Raw genomic sequence first — 16,892 nt, 5'->3', positions numbered from 1 at the left:
TAATGTTATCGGGAAATTTACTGTGGGTACTAATCGGTACAATGCTTCTAGGTATAGCAGCAGGTATTACAGGGACTTTTTCCTTCTTACAAAAGCAAAGCTTAGTAGGTGATGCAGCAGCCCATGCTGCATTACCTGGTATCGCTTTAGCCTTTTTAATAACAGGACAAAAGGAACTACCTGTTTTAATGGTCGGTGCTGCCATTACCTCTGCACTTGCTGTGTACTGTATCCAATGGATTGTTACGTATTCGAAGTTAAAGGCTGACGCAGCAATTGGGCTCGTATTAGCGGTGTTTTTTGGAATTGGTATTGTGCTTTTAACGATTGTCAATCGCAGTCCACTTGGCAATCAAAGTGGGCTAAATGACTTTATTTTCGGGAAAGCCGCGACGATGACAAAGTCAGATTTAACTTGGCTCTTTATAAGTGCAGGGATCATTATTTTAGTAAGTCTTTTACTGTACAAGGAATGGAAGCTCATGATTTTTGACCCTGTTTATGCAAAAGGAATTGGTTTACCTGTTGAGGCATTAAAAGCTTGTTTAACGGCTCTTATCGTCATGACAATCGTAACAGGTATTCAAGCAGTAGGTGTTATTTTAATGTCCGCACTTCTTATCATCCCAGCGGCAAGTGCAAAGCTTTGGACAAAAAAGTTAAATACAATGCTATTATTTAGCGCCATTTGTGGTGGATTAGCAGGTGTGGCAGGTACATTCATTAGCTCCATTCGCACAGGGTTATCGACTGGGCCAATTATTGTGTTATTTGCAGCTAGTATTTTTTTCATTTCATATGTTTTTAGTCCAAAATCCGGACAGTTAAGCAAGTATTTGAGGAAAAAGAAATTTCAACAACAGGGTGATGTGTCATGATTGAATTTTGGGTCATTTTAACGGGTATATTAGTAGGCATTACGTGCGGTATAGCAGGTGTTTTTTTAATTCTTCGTAAAATGTCTATGATTGCTGATGCGATTAGTCATACCGTGCTGTTTGGAATTGTTATGGCCTTTATCATAACGCAAACATTAAATGGTTTTTGGATGTTAGTGGGTGCGGCTTGTGCAGGGATTTTGACAGCTTATTTAGTACAGTTACTACAATCTTCAGGCATTCAGGAGGATGCTGCGATTGGGGTTATATTTACATCATTGTTTGCGGCTGGTGTGCTACTCATCACATTATTTGCAGGGAATGTTCATTTAGATGTAGAGCATGTTTTAATGGGGGAAATCGCGTTCGTTCCTTGGGATAGATGGACATTGTTGTCGATTACTATGCCCAAAGCGGTATGGATGTTGCTTTTAGTGCTAGTAATCAATATTACTTTCCTTGTACTGTTTTATAAGGAAATGAAGTTATCAACGTTCGATCCTGTTTATGCTGCAACAATCGGATTGCCTGTTATGCTATTACATTACGGCTTTATGACGACGATTTCATTAACAACTGTTTCAGCATTTGATAGTGTTGGCGCAATTTTAGTTGTAGCGATGCTAATTGGTCCAGCGGCTACCGCCTATTTGATTAGTAAATCCATTAAGCAAATGTTTGTATGGAGTATCACTTTTGGCGTGACGGCAGCGGTAATCGGATATTATAGTGCGAAATGGTTGGATACTTCAATAGCAGGTATGATGGCAACAATTGTTGGTGTTATTTTTATTGTGGTATTTGCAATTGATAAGATAAATAGCCGTTTAAATAAGAAAGTAGTCGCGGAAATCGATATGAAAGAACACAACTCCAACATTTAACCAAGGCTACTTTAAAAAGAAAATAATTTAAATGTTAAGTTCTTCAATACTTATAACTGGCACTTTTGTTCACTGCGAGCAAAAGTGCCTATTCTATTTGTGCGCTATATTCAGTTATATCTCATGTAAAATCAATTACGCCTCGGCGTAATTGCGTCCAGATTTTTTTCAAGCTCGCTTGAAAAACTCCTCTAAAAATCTGTGACATCCGCCGGGGCTTAACTTAATTCAGCCGGGGTTTGAACCCACACTGAATATAAATAGTATTGTTGGCCTCATCCCCACTTATAGAAGTAGGGCACTTCTGTACCTGTCGCTTCGCTTTCGGTACAAAAATTGCTGAATTAAATTAAAAAAGGACAACACGACATTCCGTGCTGCCCAATTTCCTTATTCTACGTCCTCTGATGCTGGTGGCGCTAATATTTCTTCCTTACAGAACGCTAAAATCATCGCCTCTTCATCATCTTCAAGTGCGAAATCTAAAATTTCGTTGTTTGTTTTATCGGTAATGAAGTAATTCATGATACGTACATCTTCGTTAATTAACCCAACGATTGCGCGGATTTCTAAGCCCGCTTCCGAATATAGCTCATCGTCCTCATCTACCTCTACATCCAATAAAAACTCAAAGCGCTTGCCCTCGATAATGTTTGTAGGATCTAAAATTTCATCAATTAAATAGTGTGTAATATTCATGTAACTGGCTCCCTTTTTGGAAATCTCCCTTCTTATGATAAACGAAAATTTGAGCGCGTCAAATAACATGGCTAAAATAGCACGTGACAGGTAGTTTTTCGTATGCCAAACTAGATTTTAAGGAGTGATACAACATGAAGGATTTATTATATTACCAAGACGCCACGATTTCAGAGTTTCATGCAAACGTTATAAAAACAGATCGCGATGAAAATGGAAATTATATTGTATTAGATAATACAGCCTTTTATCCAACTGGTGGCGGGCAGCCGCACGATACAGGCTGGATACAAGATATAGAAATTATTAATGTCGAAAAAGTAGAAGATGAAATACGCCATTATACAACAGATAATGTTTCGGATATTTCCGGGGAAATTTTTGCGAAACTCAATTGGACACGCCGTTTTGATCATATGCAGCAGCATACAGGTCAGCATATTTTAACAGCGGCCTTTGTCGAATTATTTAATATGGCAACGACAAGCTTCCATTTAGGGACTGAGCTTGTAACAATCGATTTAAATGTAAGCGACGTGACGGACTCACAACTAGCGGACGCTGAGCAACGTGCCAACGAAATTATTTTAGAAAATCGCCCAATCGAAACAAAATGGGTAACTAAAGTCGAATTGGAAAACTATAACTTACGAAAAGACGTAAAAGTAGATGAGGATATTCGCTTAGTCATTATCCCAGACTACGATTACAATGGCTGCGGTGGCACACATCCAACGTCTACAGGACAAGTGGGACTCTTAAAAATTTTAAATACTGAAAAAATGAAGCAGCAAATCCGCGTGCATTTTGTTTGTGGGAACCGTGTCTTGCAACAATTAGCGATGCGTAAAAATGTATTATCCGATGTTGCACGTCAATTAAGCGCACCTGAGGAACAAGCTAGCGAGGCATTACGAAAATTAGCGGCAGCTGCAAAACAAACAGAGAAAAACTTAAAAGAAGCACAGGACGCATTATTACAATTCGAAGCAAAAGAGTTCGCCAATGAAAACATAGCAGCTCGTACATTCGAAAATCGCTCAATCCAAGATTTACAAAAGCTCGCACGTTTCATCACGGAGCAAAATGACCAGGCCGTTGCACTGCTCGTCTCGACGAATGATGACAAGCTACAATTCGTAGCAGCACGCGGCAAAGCAAATACGACTTCTATGAAAACTGTTTCAGCAACCGCGCTACCGATTATTAACGGCAAAGGTGGCGGTAGTGACGGACTAGTACAAGGTGGTGGCGAAAAAGCAATTCCTGCTGAAGCACTACTTGAAGCGATGAAAAAAGCATTATAAAACAACGAAAAAAGAGTCCAGAAGTAAATACTTTTTGGACAATTTCCGTCTCATGTATTATTAATCCGCTGTAGGCTGTGCTTCTGTGGTGGTCAGAATAAGGAACGAATGCTAAAAGCGTCACGTCCTGTGACAATGCATTCATGACCAACATCGTGTTGGCCTCCATCCTTGGCGTAAAGGGAATGTCCCAGAATTACTTCTCGGACATTCCCTTTCTCACGCTGCCTTTAACCCGTTCATCCCACGACGTACATTCGTCACATCGGTATAACCAAGCCTAACAAGTTCCTTACACGCCTTATTACTACGTACCCCACTCTGACAAATCACAATGATTGGTTTGTCCTTCGGTAAATCACCTAAATACGTGCCAAGCGGTCGATTAATAAACTTCGGTATGTGTGCTTCTTTATATTCATTGGCAGAACGCACATCAACAAAAACGATGTCATCTTTTTCAAGCAGCGGCTGTAATTCCTTCGTTGTAATATACTTCACGCCTTTTTTCGGCATAAAGCGAAAAATCATGACTATGATTAAAACAAGTGCAATCCATGTAATCCATTGTTCCATAACTAACTCCTTTAAAACTCTTTTCTTCATTGTACCTAATCCCGTTACTATGTTGCGAGTATAGTGTTCTTTAAGTTATAGTCCATTATGCTGCGTTCAGGATTCACAAATAAAAACAGCACAAGGAAGCCCCTGTGCTGCTCAACTTATAATTTAAATTGCTGTATGGCTACTTGTAATTCACGTGCCATATCCGATAACTGCTCTGCTTGTTTGGTCATTTCATCGACCGTTTGAAGCTGACCTAATGCCGATACCGCAACATCTGTTACATAGCCCGCTGATGATGTAACAGAAGCCGACATTTCTTCCATTGACGCCGAAACTTCCTCTGTGTTGGAACTCATTTCTTGTGCTGAGCCACTTAACTCCTCAATTTCTGTCGCAATATGTGTCACCGCATCCACAATTTCACTAAAGCGCTGTTCTAACTGGTTAATCGACTGTAAACCAAGTTCCACATTTTCTTCGCCTGATTCTGCTGCGTGTACCGCTTCCTCTGTATATTGCTGCACCTTTTGAATCAATACATTAATTTGTGCCGCTGAATGTGCTGTCTGCTCAGATAACTTGCGCACTTCACCCGCTACAACCGCAAAGCCAAGTCCAGCTTCACCTGCACGTGCTGCTTCAATCGATGCATTTAATGCCAGTAAATTCGTTTGATCTGAAATATCGGTAATCATTTTTGAAATTAATCCGATTTCTAACGATTCTTGCTTCAATTTATGAATAACCGCAAGCTCAATTTCCATGCCCTTTTGAATCGCATTCATTTGTGCAATTGAATGGCGAACCGCACTATAGCCATCGTGCACCTTCGTTTCAATAAAGTCCGTATGCTGCGACACTGTGCTAGCCACTTCCGCTACCTGTTGAATACCGATTGCCAGTTGCCCCATTGTTGCTGCACTTTCTTCTGCCACTTGCGTTTGACTTACTGCACCACGCTTTACTTCTTCAATTGATTGCGCAATGATTTTTGCATTGTCTGCCACATTCTCAACATCACCCATTAAATCACACGAAGCTACATTGACATTTGACGAGCCTGTTTGCACTTTTGTAATCATCGTACGCATATTTTCTACAACTTGATCTAGTGAATGTGCCAAAACGCCTAACTCATCTTTACGCTTTAAATGACGTTCGTTCGGTCTATGTGTAAAATCCCCCTGCCCTACAAACTCACTTACCTTTACTACCGAGCGAATTGGACGACTAATGCTATTCGATACGAAAAAGGCAAAGCCAAACCCGATAAATAACATGCCAAATGTAAAAGCACTTAAAATAATGCGCATTTGCTTTAAGCCAACGAACATTTCATTTTCTTCCGCCATTACAGCGATAGACCATCCATTATCTAATTGATGGTGACCTAAAAAACGATTGTTGCCATCTGAATGTTTAAATTCATAAAACCCTTCTTCTACGGAAATGATTTTTTGAATGGCAGTCGCTTCGCCCGTTGTTGTTCCAGTTGCTTCGGCTTCAGCAATAAAATTCATTTGATTTTTTACATAATCTGCATTTGGATGCGCTTGAATTGTACCTTCAGCATTTACTAAAAATACATACCCTGTTTCCCCGACTACGATATCTTGTAAAATATTCGATAAAAAGTAGCCATCAATACGTGCTAATAGCAATGCCTTTTCGCCAGTAGTTGTATCAATTGGTGTAGCAATCATAACAACAGGTTCATTTGTTACCCGACTAATAATTGTATCCGACATTGCTGTTTCACCAGCAAAAGCGGCCTTTATGTATGAGCGATCCGCCAAATCGGCCGTCGAATCATCTAAATAATGCGCAACACCCTTTTCATCAACAATCGCAAATTCTAAATAATCATCGCTTTCTGCTAAGCGCTTATTTAAATACATTTTCTGCTCGGCAAAATCCATATTACGGATGACTTCTTGCTCTGCAATACCTTCTACTTCGATATTCGTACGCTTGAAAAACTCTTCCATATAGTTAGAGACATCCTCTGCCTTTGATTGCAAGTTGTCACGAATTTGTACCTCAAGCGAGTTATAGCTATTGTAATAACTCGATACACCTAAAACAGCACATGTGAATGTTAGTAATACGATAATTGATGTCGTTAATTTTGCACCAATCCCCCAATTTTTCATTAAACTCCCCTCCAATTAACAATTAAGACCCACTAACCAAAATAGTTCATTTTATTTATTTACTTTCTATATTTTTCTACTATTAACACTTGTTTCATCATATATAAAATCTATTCGGAAGTAAATAACATTCCTTATGTATATTTTCCAACAAAAAAACATCACTAATGTGATGTTTTTTACTTAGACTTCAATTGTACTGTGATAATTTCAGGCAAATTAAAGATACGGAAAGGGAAAAGGCTATTGCCCAGCCCTCTGCTAATAATCATTGTCGTATCTTGCTCTTTAAAAACACCTGCTGTATAGGTTGGGAATAACCCCTGCGCTGGTGCCACAATTCCGCCAATAAACGGCAATCGAATTTGACCGCCATGTGCATGACCTGTAAATACTAAATCCATTTCCTTTTCGACGTATGCTTCGAATTGCTCAGGTCGATGGGATAACAGCATCGTAAAGGAATCGGTCCCTACATGTTGTCGTGCTGCCTCAATCGATATCTCTACATTTTGCCCCATTAACGGATCCTCAATACCAAGAGCAACGATGCGTTCCCCGCCACGCTCAATCGTTACTGCATCATTCGGTAAGACGTGCACACCTAAATCCATCAGTGCCGCATAAATTTCATCTGTCAAATTAAGCGCCACCTCATGATTGCCAAGCACATAATAAACATCCGCAATGTCCACAAACTGTGCAACCGCCTGCAAACTATTATCTAAATCATAGCGCCGACTATCGACTAAATCACCTGTTAGAAAAATCGCATCCGGATTGGTTGCCCGTACCCTTTCTACTAACCGTGATTGATTTTTTCCAAATGTCGCATCATGCAAATCAGTCACTTGCGTAATGCGAAAACCGTCAAAGCTTTTCGGAATTTCTTCAGATTCATACGTATGCTCTGTCACAACGAGCCAATGATTATTTACATAGAGAAATGCATAAATAACGGCGATTCCTATCATAAATTTGATTATCTTTTTCAACGTGTTCGCTCAATTCATTGAAAATTTTAGGTGTTATTCAATCCACCCATCATGATCAATGATAGTAAAGTGCCTTGGAACATTCAAGTGTAAAATCCGCAATCCAACCAATTCAGACAAATCGTCCCGGAAAAATTCCTGCAAATCTAGCATATACGACATCGTTTGTGAAGTAGATCTAAAAGAATGGACCTCAACAGTTGCAACTTCATTGAATAGAAGCAGTTCCCCATCCTTCAGCGCAAGCTTTGGCGGGTTTATTTTATCTGAAATATTAATGCGATTTAAATAGAGCGGTGTTTCATAGTAGGTTGCGATAATTTCATCTTCAGTTGAATCATTCCATTCAATATACACCGGGATGTCATACGTCGTATCATCGCGCAGTAGCTCCAATTTTTGTTCTGTAGGATGCAGCGTTTCACTATATTTGACCTCCACATTTTTTAAAACGGCAAAGTTGCGTAGCTCTAATGCCTCTACCATACTAGCATTATTTTGAATTTCAGCTTTTAACATTTGCTCGGATGCCACCTGAGCAGTATCCTTCACAAAAAATGTAACTCCTAAATAAGAAGCAATACCAACAAGTGAAAACACAAGAATAAATAAACGCGCCCGCTTTGGCTTCCATAAAGAATTGCTTTTGGCAACAATCACACTAATAGAAATAAAAACTAACAACATCACTAATATTGGAACCATAGTCATAAACGATTCACCTCTTTACGACGTTGAATTAAAAGAATGATGCACCAAATAACAAGCACATAAATAATAGTACGAATACTAATTGCGAGCATACTTGCACCAAAAATCATCGGAAGAAAATTGCCTGATGCTAAATTTACTACCACTATTAAGAGCACAATCATTCCTATAAAAAGAATCTTCGAATAATCAAAAATTGTTTTGAGCAAATAGCCAATCGAACTTGCCAGGGAAATCATCATATAAAACACAACGAGCATGCCGATATCCACCGTTTTTTCAATATAGAACTGTTGAAAATTTTCCGTCATAATTTGAATTAGCATAATAATATATACGACACAGAGCGAAGCAAACATTGTAAATGCACTTAATAAAGCAATTAAAATAAAATTAGCGATTGTATCTGTTGTAGCAGAATTAACAACCGAATAATTTTGATGTATCATTTTTGAATTCGCCAGCATCCAACCTAAAATAAAGAGCACAATCACACTAATAATATAGGTAGAATCTAGACTAAAATAACTTTCCTGATATTCTACAAATCCTCGGTTCATTCCTAAACTGCCTGCACCATTCATTGCTAAAAATCCAAATAAACTTTGCACAATAATGATTGTTGTAAATAACGAAACATATACCTGGCACTTCCACTTCACCTGCTCATATATATTACGCGCCGGGCTCACTGTTACGATAGATGTCATCAATAGAACCTCCCTTCGTTGCTGTTAACACTTTACACACATCACTAGCCGAAAGATTTTGCATGCGCACCTGCTCTGGTAGCGGTCGTTCGTTATTTTTCACAATTGCCTCAAAAACCGGTCCATTATCCCGCGTTAAAAAAACTTCATAGTTTGCTAAATACGGCTCTATGTTTTCCTTTTGCCCGACAAGCTTCACCGCTAAATTTTGCACTTCATCCACCGTTGCGAATAGCTCAACCTGCCCTTCATGCAGTAGCAAAATATCCTCAATCAAATGCTCCATCTCGTTCAAATAATGGCTCGATATAATGATTACACGTGGATAAGCTAAAAAATCCTTTAAAATCATACGATACATATCATCGCGAATCGTTTCATCCATGCCATTCATCGGCTCATCAAGCAGCGTTACCGCACTGCGACTAGCAATCCCATAAATTAGGTTAAACGCTGCCTTTTGCCCTTTTGACAATTGGTAATAATAACTTTTCTCAGAAATTCCACTAAATTTTAAAAGCTCCAACGCTAACTCGAGCGCAAAGTTTGCATAAAATTTTGGTGCTATATGCAAAATTTCTTTTAGCGTTAGCACCGTTGGAAACGTCATGGCGTCCTCAATCAAAACCGTATTGGCTGCCACAGTTAAATTTTGAAATGCTCTTTGTCCAACTACCTCAACCTTGCCATTAGATGGCTTTAAATGCCCTGCAAGTAACTTTAATAAAGTCGATTTTCCAACACCATTACGCCCGATAAGTCCAATGATTTTCGGCTCGCCAATTTGAAATGAAACATTTGCTAAAATCACCTTTTTCCCATAACGTTTTTGCAGTTGTTCACAGAAAATCACTTGTCACCCCTCCTTTTGAATATGTTTAATTAATTGAATTAAATCTTCATCTGAAACGGCTAAACGTTTGGCTTCCTGCACGATTTCCATCGCCAATTGTGTTAATGTTTCACTTCGACGTGTTTCTAAAATTCGTTGTTTTGCGTCAGCTATGACAAACATCCCAAGTCCCCTTTTTTTATAGATAATTTCTTTTTCTACTAAAATCGTTAGACCTTTTCCCGCTGTAGCTGGATTTATATTAAAAATTTCGGCGAGCTGATATTGCGAATACACTTTACCATTCGGCAGCAAACGGTCAGCTAATATTTCATTTTCCAACCATTCTGCAATTTGTTTATAAATTGGCGTTGTACTTTGCACATTGAAATCCAAATTGATCCTCCTCTCTCTGTCAATCAGTACGTTAGTGTTGTAATGCACTATACTTAAAATAAGCGTATTTGTCAATTATTCAAGAAAAAATATCCACATATTCTTTTTATCCACAGAGTTATCCACTTTTCTATTAGTTACCCACAGTTAAAGCTCCCTTTTTCAACAATTCCCCCTTTAGTTATCCACAAACTAAAAAAATAAGCGTAATCAATTACTACTAAGCATTTAAACTTTCCTTTATCTCATAGTTTTTTCTTCATTTCCTATGCGTCTAAACGTAAAAATTTTCCCTTTTCCCTACTCATTTAGCTCATTCTTGCGTTCTGAACATAAGTTATTCACAAAGTTATTCACAAAGTTATTCACATTTGTCCACAAAGGGTTTATCTAGAAAGTGATTTTTGGACAAACCCTTTGCGCCGAGGATGGAGGCCAACACGATGTTGGTCATGAATGCGTTGTCACAGGACGTGACGCTTTTAGCATTCGTTCCTTATTCTGGCCACCGCAGAAGCACCGCCTGCAGCGGATAATTAATACACGAACGAAGCACTGCGCGAGAAGTATTTACTTTTCGCGCAGCCCCTTTACGCAGAGGTTGGTCATAAATGCGTTGTCACAGGTTATGACGTTTTTGCATTTTTTCTACATCTGACCAACGCGAAAAGCAGCCTACAGCGGCTAATTAACACATGGGTGAAGCACCACCCCAAGCGACAATTTAACAAATGCGCAATGCACTTCAAGACACAAAAAAGCACCCCACAAGTTATATTCCTAACTTATGGAGCGCTTTACTTTAATTATTTTGATTGTTCGACCTCTGATTTTACATGTACGTCTTCATCACCAAACAACACTAGCTTTAACGCATCGTCACCTGAACCTTCCGCAAGTGGTACACGTGAACGATACGCCGCACGACAGACTAAATGCCCCGCTACTGGTGCAGTAATAAATACAAACACAATCCCTAATATTAAACGAATGCTCACATAGCCATCATGAATCCAAAAATAAACGAACGCACCAAATAAGCAAAGTAATACCGATAACGTCGCACTTTTCGTTGCCGCATGTGAACGTGTGTAGACATCAGGTAAGCGAATCATTCCCAATGCACTAATAACACTCACAATCGCTCCTAATAAAATGAACAGGACCGCCATGATCTCAATCAGCTGATTTACGCTCAACGATGACACCTCTTTCAATATATTTCGAGAATGCAATCGTCCCGATAAATGCTAAAATTCCTAAAATCAAAATCGCCTCTAAGAAGGCTTTCGTCTTTAACACAATGGAAATAATCGCAATCATTGAAATTAAATTAACACCAATCGTATCAAGTGCAATCGCACGGTCTGGTAATGACGGCCCTTTAATCACACGTACTAATGACAGTGCAATGGCCACCATAAATAACAGCAATGCCACCCTTAAAATGATATCGATCATTGTGTCACCTCCCAGATAGCTGTTTCAAACTTACCAATTGAACGTAGTACCGTTTCCTTCGATTCGACAATATCCATCGCGTGAATATAAAACGTCTTGCCGTCTTCGGATACTTCCATTACAACAGAACCCGGCGTTAATGTTAATAGCAATGCCAAAACCGTAATCTGCCAATCTCCCTCTAGACATGTTTCATATGTAAAAATGCCTGGTGTAATTTTTAGCTGTGGATCTAGCACTTGCTTTAACACTTCGATGCTCGACAATAATAACTCTTTAATAAATAAAAGGATGAGCTTCAAAATTTTTAATACTCGGCGCAAATAAAATTGCGTACCAAAAAATCGGTGCATTGCATATAAAATCAGCGTACCAATAAAGAATCCTGACATAAATGTTGTAAAATCAGCATTCGGATCGTCTTTTAATAAAAACCACAACGAAGCAATAAATAAATTTAGAATAAATTGTCCAAACATTCGCTCACCCTCCTTTATTTATTCGTATTTAAAATTGCCTCAATATACACGGATGGGTTTGCCAACGTATGAGCCGCATCATTTACATATATGGCTATCCCTTCCGCACCGACACCTAGTCCAATCATGCATAAAGCAAGTAACACAAATGAAACATAGGCACCTTTTGGCATTGGTTGTTTGTCTTCTTCGCTAATCGACGTTTCCCCGAAAAACGATGCTAGGAAAATGCGAAGGAGCGAGTACAGCACAATAATACTCGAACCAAAGCCTAACGCTAATAATACATAAGCACCTTGTTCAACTGCACCCTGCCCAATTAATACTTTCCCGACAAAGCCGCTTAACGGTGGAATCCCAATAAGCCCACACATTGTGATAAAGTATATCCATCCAAACAACGGATAATTTCGGATAAGCCCGTTCATATTTTTTACGACAATTTCACCTGTTAACATCACCATTGTCCCAATTAATAAGAATAATAACGCTTTGGCAATTATGTCATGAATTAAATAGTACACAGCTCCAGCAAAGGCTTGTTCATTGCCAATCGCAAGAGCCATCAGTATAAAACCTACCCCAATAATGACGTTATATGAAGCGATAGTACGCACATCACGTCCTGATAGAGCACCCATACAGCCAGCAATGATCGTAATCCCTGCCATAACACCAATAATTGTATGCGTGATTTCGGGTTGTAGTGGGAACATTAACGTAAACGTACGGAATAATGCATAAATCCCGACCTTTGTTAATAACGCTGCAAACAGTGCCTGTACCGCTGTTGGTGGCACACTATACGAGCCCGGTAACCAGAAAAATAAAAGTAACCCCGCCTTTAACGCAAAGACAATTAAAAAGATCAATGACACTAACGTTAGCATTGGTTCTTGTCCGACCTCTGCTACGCGCTGTGCGATATGTGCCATATTTAATGTTTTCACAGTGCCATATAAATAAGCTAAAGCAACTAAAAACATCCATGATGCAACTACATTAATGAGTACATATTTTAACGATTCACGTAATTGAAACTTCTCACCACCAAGTGCAATTAATGCATACGAAGCAAGAAGCATTACCTCAAAGCACACAAATAAATTAAAAATATCCCCTGTCAAAAACGACCCATTAACACCCGCTATTAAAAAAAGAACAAACGGATAAAAATACATTTTTTCTTGTTCTTTACCAATTGTTGAAAACGCATAAATTAAACAAAGTATCGTAACAATGCTTGATGTTAATACAAGCAATACCGAAAATGAATCCCCTACAAATAAAATACCAAAAGGTGGTAGCCATCCACTAAAATCAAGACGTAGTATGCCCTCTGTTTGAATAAGCTGCAGCAGAACAACCGATATTCCTGCAACGAAAATCATCGTAAGTAAGCTCACAATTCGCTGTAGCTTAATATAATCATTTAAAAACACTAACAATGCGGCCGTAATAATCGGCACAATTAATGGTAAAACTAATATATTACTCATCAGATGACCCTCCAAGCTTATGGAAGTCATCACTACCATTTGTTAAATACATGCGATACGCAAGCACAAGTAAAAACGCAGTTACCGCAAAGCTAATCACAATCGCAGTTAAAATAAGCGCCTGTGGTAAAGCATCAGTAAAAGGTGCAGCCGCCTGTCCAAGTATTGGCACGCTTCCCTTTTTTAATCCGCCTACAGTCAACAGTAAAAGATGCACGGCATGCGACAATATTGCTGTACCGACAATTACACGTAATACACTACGAGAGAGGACTAAATAAGTAGCGACTGCCACGAGTATGCCGATCAGCACAATCATTAATGATTCCATACTATTCATCCTCACTTATATTTAAAATAATCGTTACAAGCGTACCCACTACGGTCAGTGCTACACCTGCTTCAAAAATTGTTACAGTTGATAGATGCTTTTCCCCTAATAAGGGAATGTCAAAATAGCCAGCTGTTTGAGTTAAGAATGGTGCATCAAAAAACAATGAGGCTATAGCAGTACCCGTTGCAAGCAGTACACCCAATGCAGCGACCTTTTTAAAATCAAAAGGCATCCCTTTATGCACCGTTTCGATATCGTACGTTAAATACAAAAGGACAATACCAGAGCCGAGCACAAGCCCACCAATAAAGCCGCCACCTGGTGCATTATGTCCTGCAAAAAATAGGTACATACCAAGCGTAAAAACAATGAATACAACACCACGAACGACGGTTTTTAAAATTACATCATTAATCTTCAACGTCTTTACCCTCCTTTTTCGCCTTTAGCTTAATGAGTGTATAGACGCCCAGCCCTGCAATAAATAACACGACTACTTCCAACATCGTATCAAATGCCCGGAAATCACCTAAAATCGTATTGACGATATTTTTTCCTCCCGCTAAGTTGTACGAGTCTTCAAAGTACGCAGAAATCGGTTCAAATTTGTCATAATTCATGACAGCTAAACCAATTAACGTCACCGTTGCACCAACTACAATCGAAATTGTAACCTTCGTAAACTCCCATGCTTTCGATCCACTTTCTGGCTGCAATTTAGGTAAAAACTTAAACGAAAGTAAGAATAACGCTGTTGTTACGGATTCTACAACGAGCTGTGTTAATGCTAAATCAGGAGCCCGGAACACCACAAAGAAAAACGCCACCGAATAACCAAGTACCCCGTTTAACAGTACCGCCGTAATACGCTGCTTCGCGAAGATAATCGCAACTGCTGCTGCAATCATGACAAACACTAATAGGAGTTCATAAGGCTCAATAACCGAATCATTGCTCGGATTCCAACTAAACAAATCCGCATACATCATATAACCCGCTAAAATCGCTACAAAAAACACGTAAATATAGATGAAATAATACGTTAATTTACCGTTCATATAAAACTTCGTTAACGCACCAGAATACTGCTCACTCGAGCCGATCACACGCTCGTAAATCCCATTTAGCGTATACTTTTGCGGAATTAGCTGATACATCGGACGCCATTTTTTCAGTGTTCTATATAGGAAAATACCAACGACTACAACTCCAAATGTCATAATGAGTTCCGTATTAATATAGCCATGCCATGCTGCAATATGTGGTGTCAACTCATCCACTGATGGGAAAGACGGATAAACACTCGCCATCGCAGGACTTAAAATATAATGCCCCAACACATTCGGGAAAATAAAAATACCAATAACAAGTGCGATTAAAATATACGGTGAAATTAACATGCCTATCGGAGCTTCATGTGGTGGCTTTTCTAAACGATCAGGCTGTAACTTTCCAAAGAATGTACGATTTACAATAATGACACAGTAAATAAACGTAAAAATACTCGCAACCCATGCCACAATCGGGAATATTAACCCAACCGCATCGAGCGAGAAAATATCAAGCTGCGTAATTTTTAACGTAGCTGCAAAGAACATTTCCTTACTTAAAAAACCGTTAAAAGGCGGTAACCCAGCCATTGAGAAACTTCCTATAACCGCAATCGTAAAAGTCAACGGCATCAATGACATTAAACCACCTAAACGACGGATATCACGCGTACCAACTTCATGGTCGACAATACCAACCATCATAAATAGCGCACCTTTAAAGGTTGAGTGGTTAATTAAATGAAACAACGCCGCAAATGTTGCTTGCGTATAAATAACCGTGTCTGGAGAATAGCCCAACGATAGCGCCGCCGAACCTAGCCCAAACAAACTCATAATCAAGCCAAGCTGACTAATTGTTGAATATGCAAGTAACGCTTTTAAGTCAAACTGCTTTACCGCATTAAATGAACCCCAGAACAAGGTCACTAATCCGACAGCACTAACCGACCAAAACCATACCTCATGTCCACCAAAAATAGGTGTCGTACGTGCTACCAGATAAATACCTGCTTTAACCATCGTTGCCGAGTGAAGATAAGCCGATACTGGTGTTGGTGCTTCCATCGCATCCGGTAACCAAATATGAAACGGAAATTGTGCTGATTTCGTAAATGCACCTAGTAATACTAAGCACATTGCTGGCACAAAGTAGGAGCTTGCTTGCACAGCATCTAAATTCGCTAAAATTTCTCGTATGCTAAATGTCCCTGAAGCCACATACAGCATTAAAAAACCAGCTAACATCGCCACACCACCCGAAACGGTGATTGTCATCGCTTTACGCGCACCAGCACGTGATGCTTTACGGTGATGCCAAAAGGCGATTAATAGGAATGACGAAACGCTTGTTAACTCCCAAAACGCATAAAGGACCATTAAGTTGTCGGAAAATACAACACCTAACATTGCCCCCATAAACAGCAGCAGGTAGCAATAAAAGTGATGCAAAGATTCTTTTGATGAAAGGTAGAAAATAGAATAAAGGATTACTAGACTACCTACTCCGGTAATAAGCAAACCAAAGATCATGCTCAAACCGTCTAAATAGGTGGTAATGTTAATATCATAAGAGGGGATCCACTCGAACGTGTTTATAAAGGTTTCGCCACGGGCAATTCGAGGGATAAAAGTAGCTAAATACGAAAATAATACGACAGGCACGACTAAAACAAACCATCCTAAATGAACCTTGTTAACTCGCCTGTATAAAAACGGAATAAAGGCCGCAGCAATGAACGGTAGTAAAATCGACAATGCAACACTCAAAAGCAAAAACCTCCTACATATTAAAAGTCAATGTATGCTATGTATAGTAATATCAGCAAGACGATGACACTTGACTAACCATTTAACTCACTTCATAATAATGTGGCATATAGTGAAACTGTCCCACTCAACTAGTGTGGACATCACTAATTAATATATCCAATTATA

At 39.2% G+C, this 16,892-nt stretch carries 18 protein-coding genes; 3 read left to right on the top strand and 15 right to left on the bottom strand.

Features of this window, described 5'->3' with window-relative positions; all coding sequences use genetic code 11:
- The first annotated feature begins 2 nt into the window (after positions 1 to 2).
- Both O7776_RS00810 and O7776_RS00805 read left to right on the top strand, forming a co-directional pair.
- Positions 3 to 878, top strand: coding sequence for a metal ABC transporter permease (locus tag O7776_RS00810; protein ID WP_274308786.1), 876 nt, complete (start codon positions 3 to 5; stop codon positions 876 to 878).
- Entirely contained in the window at positions 875 to 1,762 is an 888-nt protein-coding gene (locus O7776_RS00805) for a metal ABC transporter permease (protein WP_274308785.1), read from the top strand. Before O7776_RS00810 ends, O7776_RS00805 begins: the two co-directional genes overlap by 4 nt.
- A gap of 390 nt (positions 1,763 to 2,152) precedes the next feature.
- Here O7776_RS00805 and O7776_RS00800 read toward each other — a convergent pair whose 3' ends face one another.
- Entirely contained in the window at positions 2,153 to 2,461 is a 309-nt protein-coding gene (locus tag O7776_RS00800) for a DUF6509 family protein (RefSeq protein ID WP_274308784.1), read from the bottom strand.
- Positions 2,462 to 2,595: 134 nt separating this feature from the next.
- Here O7776_RS00800 and O7776_RS00795 point away from each other — a divergent pair, with 134 nt between their 5' ends.
- The gene (locus tag O7776_RS00795) at positions 2,596 to 3,768 is read left to right on the top strand and encodes an alanyl-tRNA editing protein (protein WP_274308783.1); all 1,173 of its coding nucleotides are present in this window, start codon (positions 2,596 to 2,598) and stop codon (positions 3,766 to 3,768) included.
- 219 nt (positions 3,769 to 3,987) lie between these two features.
- On the opposite strand, the gene O7776_RS00790 is transcribed toward O7776_RS00795, so the two are convergent.
- The 14 genes from O7776_RS00790 to O7776_RS00725 all read right to left on the bottom strand — a co-directional run bounded on the left by O7776_RS00790 (position 3,988) and on the right by O7776_RS00725 (position 16,724).
- Positions 3,988 to 4,374, bottom strand: a complete 387-nt coding sequence (locus tag O7776_RS00790) for a rhodanese-like domain-containing protein (RefSeq protein WP_274308782.1) — start codon at positions 4,372 to 4,374, stop codon at positions 3,988 to 3,990.
- Positions 4,375 to 4,490: 116 nt separating this feature from the next.
- On the bottom strand, positions 4,491 to 6,488 hold the full coding sequence (locus O7776_RS00785) for a methyl-accepting chemotaxis protein (RefSeq protein ID WP_274308781.1): 1,998 nt from the start codon (positions 6,486 to 6,488) through the stop codon (positions 4,491 to 4,493).
- A 179-nt stretch (positions 6,489 to 6,667) separates the two neighbouring features.
- Positions 6,668 to 7,483, bottom strand: a complete 816-nt coding sequence (locus O7776_RS00780; RefSeq protein ID WP_274308780.1) for a metallophosphoesterase — start codon at positions 7,481 to 7,483, stop codon at positions 6,668 to 6,670.
- A gap of 33 nt (positions 7,484 to 7,516) precedes the next feature.
- On the bottom strand, positions 7,517 to 8,194 hold the full coding sequence (locus tag O7776_RS00775; RefSeq protein ID WP_274308779.1) for a hypothetical protein: 678 nt from the start codon (positions 8,192 to 8,194) through the stop codon (positions 7,517 to 7,519).
- Positions 8,191 to 8,904, bottom strand: coding sequence for a hypothetical protein (locus O7776_RS00770; protein ID WP_274308778.1), 714 nt, complete (start codon positions 8,902 to 8,904; stop codon positions 8,191 to 8,193). The genes O7776_RS00775 and O7776_RS00770 overlap by 4 nt, the downstream gene beginning before the upstream one ends.
- Entirely contained in the window at positions 8,870 to 9,757 is an 888-nt protein-coding gene (locus O7776_RS00765; RefSeq protein WP_274308776.1) for an ATP-binding cassette domain-containing protein, read from the bottom strand. The genes O7776_RS00770 and O7776_RS00765 overlap by 35 nt, the downstream gene beginning before the upstream one ends.
- A gap of 3 nt (positions 9,758 to 9,760) precedes the next feature.
- Positions 9,761 to 10,132, bottom strand: coding sequence for a GntR family transcriptional regulator (locus O7776_RS00760; RefSeq protein WP_274308775.1), 372 nt, complete (start codon positions 10,130 to 10,132; stop codon positions 9,761 to 9,763).
- Positions 10,133 to 10,938: 806 nt separating this feature from the next.
- Entirely contained in the window at positions 10,939 to 11,331 is a 393-nt protein-coding gene (locus tag O7776_RS00755; protein WP_274308774.1) for a Na+/H+ antiporter subunit G, read from the bottom strand.
- The gene (locus tag O7776_RS00750) at positions 11,309 to 11,593 is read right to left on the bottom strand and encodes a Na(+)/H(+) antiporter subunit F1 (RefSeq protein ID WP_274308773.1); all 285 of its coding nucleotides are present in this window, start codon (positions 11,591 to 11,593) and stop codon (positions 11,309 to 11,311) included. The genes O7776_RS00755 and O7776_RS00750 overlap by 23 nt, the downstream gene beginning before the upstream one ends.
- Positions 11,590 to 12,072 (bottom strand): Na+/H+ antiporter subunit E, encoded by a 483-nt coding sequence (locus tag O7776_RS00745; RefSeq protein WP_241370948.1) that lies wholly within the window; start codon positions 12,070 to 12,072, stop codon positions 11,590 to 11,592. The genes O7776_RS00750 and O7776_RS00745 overlap by 4 nt, the downstream gene beginning before the upstream one ends.
- A gap of 14 nt (positions 12,073 to 12,086) precedes the next feature.
- The gene (locus tag O7776_RS00740) at positions 12,087 to 13,571 is read right to left on the bottom strand and encodes a Na+/H+ antiporter subunit D (protein WP_274308772.1); all 1,485 of its coding nucleotides are present in this window, start codon (positions 13,569 to 13,571) and stop codon (positions 12,087 to 12,089) included.
- A complete protein-coding gene (locus O7776_RS00735) occupies positions 13,564 to 13,902 on the bottom strand; it encodes a Na(+)/H(+) antiporter subunit C (protein WP_274308771.1) in 339 nt (112 codons plus the stop codon). Before O7776_RS00735 ends, O7776_RS00740 begins: the two co-directional genes overlap by 8 nt.
- A 1-nt stretch (position 13,903) precedes the next feature.
- Entirely contained in the window at positions 13,904 to 14,326 is a 423-nt protein-coding gene (locus O7776_RS00730; RefSeq protein ID WP_241370945.1) for a Na(+)/H(+) antiporter subunit B, read from the bottom strand.
- Positions 14,316 to 16,724 carry a Na+/H+ antiporter subunit A gene (locus tag O7776_RS00725; protein ID WP_274308770.1) on the bottom strand — a complete coding sequence of 803 codons (2,409 nt, stop codon included), beginning with the start codon at positions 16,722 to 16,724 and terminating at the stop codon, positions 14,316 to 14,318. The genes O7776_RS00730 and O7776_RS00725 overlap by 11 nt, the downstream gene beginning before the upstream one ends.
- Between the last annotated feature and the right edge of the window lie 168 nt (positions 16,725 to 16,892).

This window comes from Solibacillus daqui (assembly GCF_028747805.1).
Lineage (GTDB): Bacteria > Bacillota > Bacilli > Bacillales_A > Planococcaceae > Solibacillus > Solibacillus daqui.
This window is presented reverse-complemented; position numbering and strand designations above follow the sequence as displayed.

What these genes read in the sequence shown, in the direction of transcription:
- O7776_RS00810 (WP_274308786.1), top strand. Translation starts at nt 3, where the DNA reads ATGTTATCGGGAAATTTACTGTGGGTACTAATCGGTACAATGCTTCTA.
- O7776_RS00805 (WP_274308785.1), top strand. Translation starts at nt 875, where the DNA reads ATGATTGAATTTTGGGTCATTTTAACGGGTATATTAGTAGGCATTACG.
- O7776_RS00800 (WP_274308784.1), bottom strand. Translation starts at nt 2,461, where the DNA reads ATGAATATTACACACTATTTAATTGATGAAATTTTAGATCCTACAAAC.
- O7776_RS00795 (WP_274308783.1), top strand. Translation starts at nt 2,596, where the DNA reads ATGAAGGATTTATTATATTACCAAGACGCCACGATTTCAGAGTTTCAT.
- O7776_RS00790 (WP_274308782.1), bottom strand. Translation starts at nt 4,374, where the DNA reads ATGAAGAAAAGAGTTTTAAAGGAGTTAGTTATGGAACAATGGATTACA.
- O7776_RS00785 (WP_274308781.1), bottom strand. Translation starts at nt 6,488, where the DNA reads ATGAAAAATTGGGGGATTGGTGCAAAATTAACGACATCAATTATCGTA.
- O7776_RS00775 (WP_274308779.1), bottom strand. Translation starts at nt 8,194, where the DNA reads ATGACTATGGTTCCAATATTAGTGATGTTGTTAGTTTTTATTTCTATT.
- O7776_RS00770 (WP_274308778.1), bottom strand. Translation starts at nt 8,904, where the DNA reads ATGACATCTATCGTAACAGTGAGCCCGGCGCGTAATATATATGAGCAG.
- O7776_RS00750 (WP_274308773.1), bottom strand. Translation starts at nt 11,593, where the DNA reads ATGATCGATATCATTTTAAGGGTGGCATTGCTGTTATTTATGGTGGCC.
- O7776_RS00745 (WP_241370948.1), bottom strand. Translation starts at nt 12,072, where the DNA reads ATGTTTGGACAATTTATTCTAAATTTATTTATTGCTTCGTTGTGGTTT.
- O7776_RS00740 (WP_274308772.1), bottom strand. Translation starts at nt 13,571, where the DNA reads ATGAGTAATATATTAGTTTTACCATTAATTGTGCCGATTATTACGGCC.
- O7776_RS00735 (WP_274308771.1), bottom strand. Translation starts at nt 13,902, where the DNA reads ATGGAATCATTAATGATTGTGCTGATCGGCATACTCGTGGCAGTCGCT.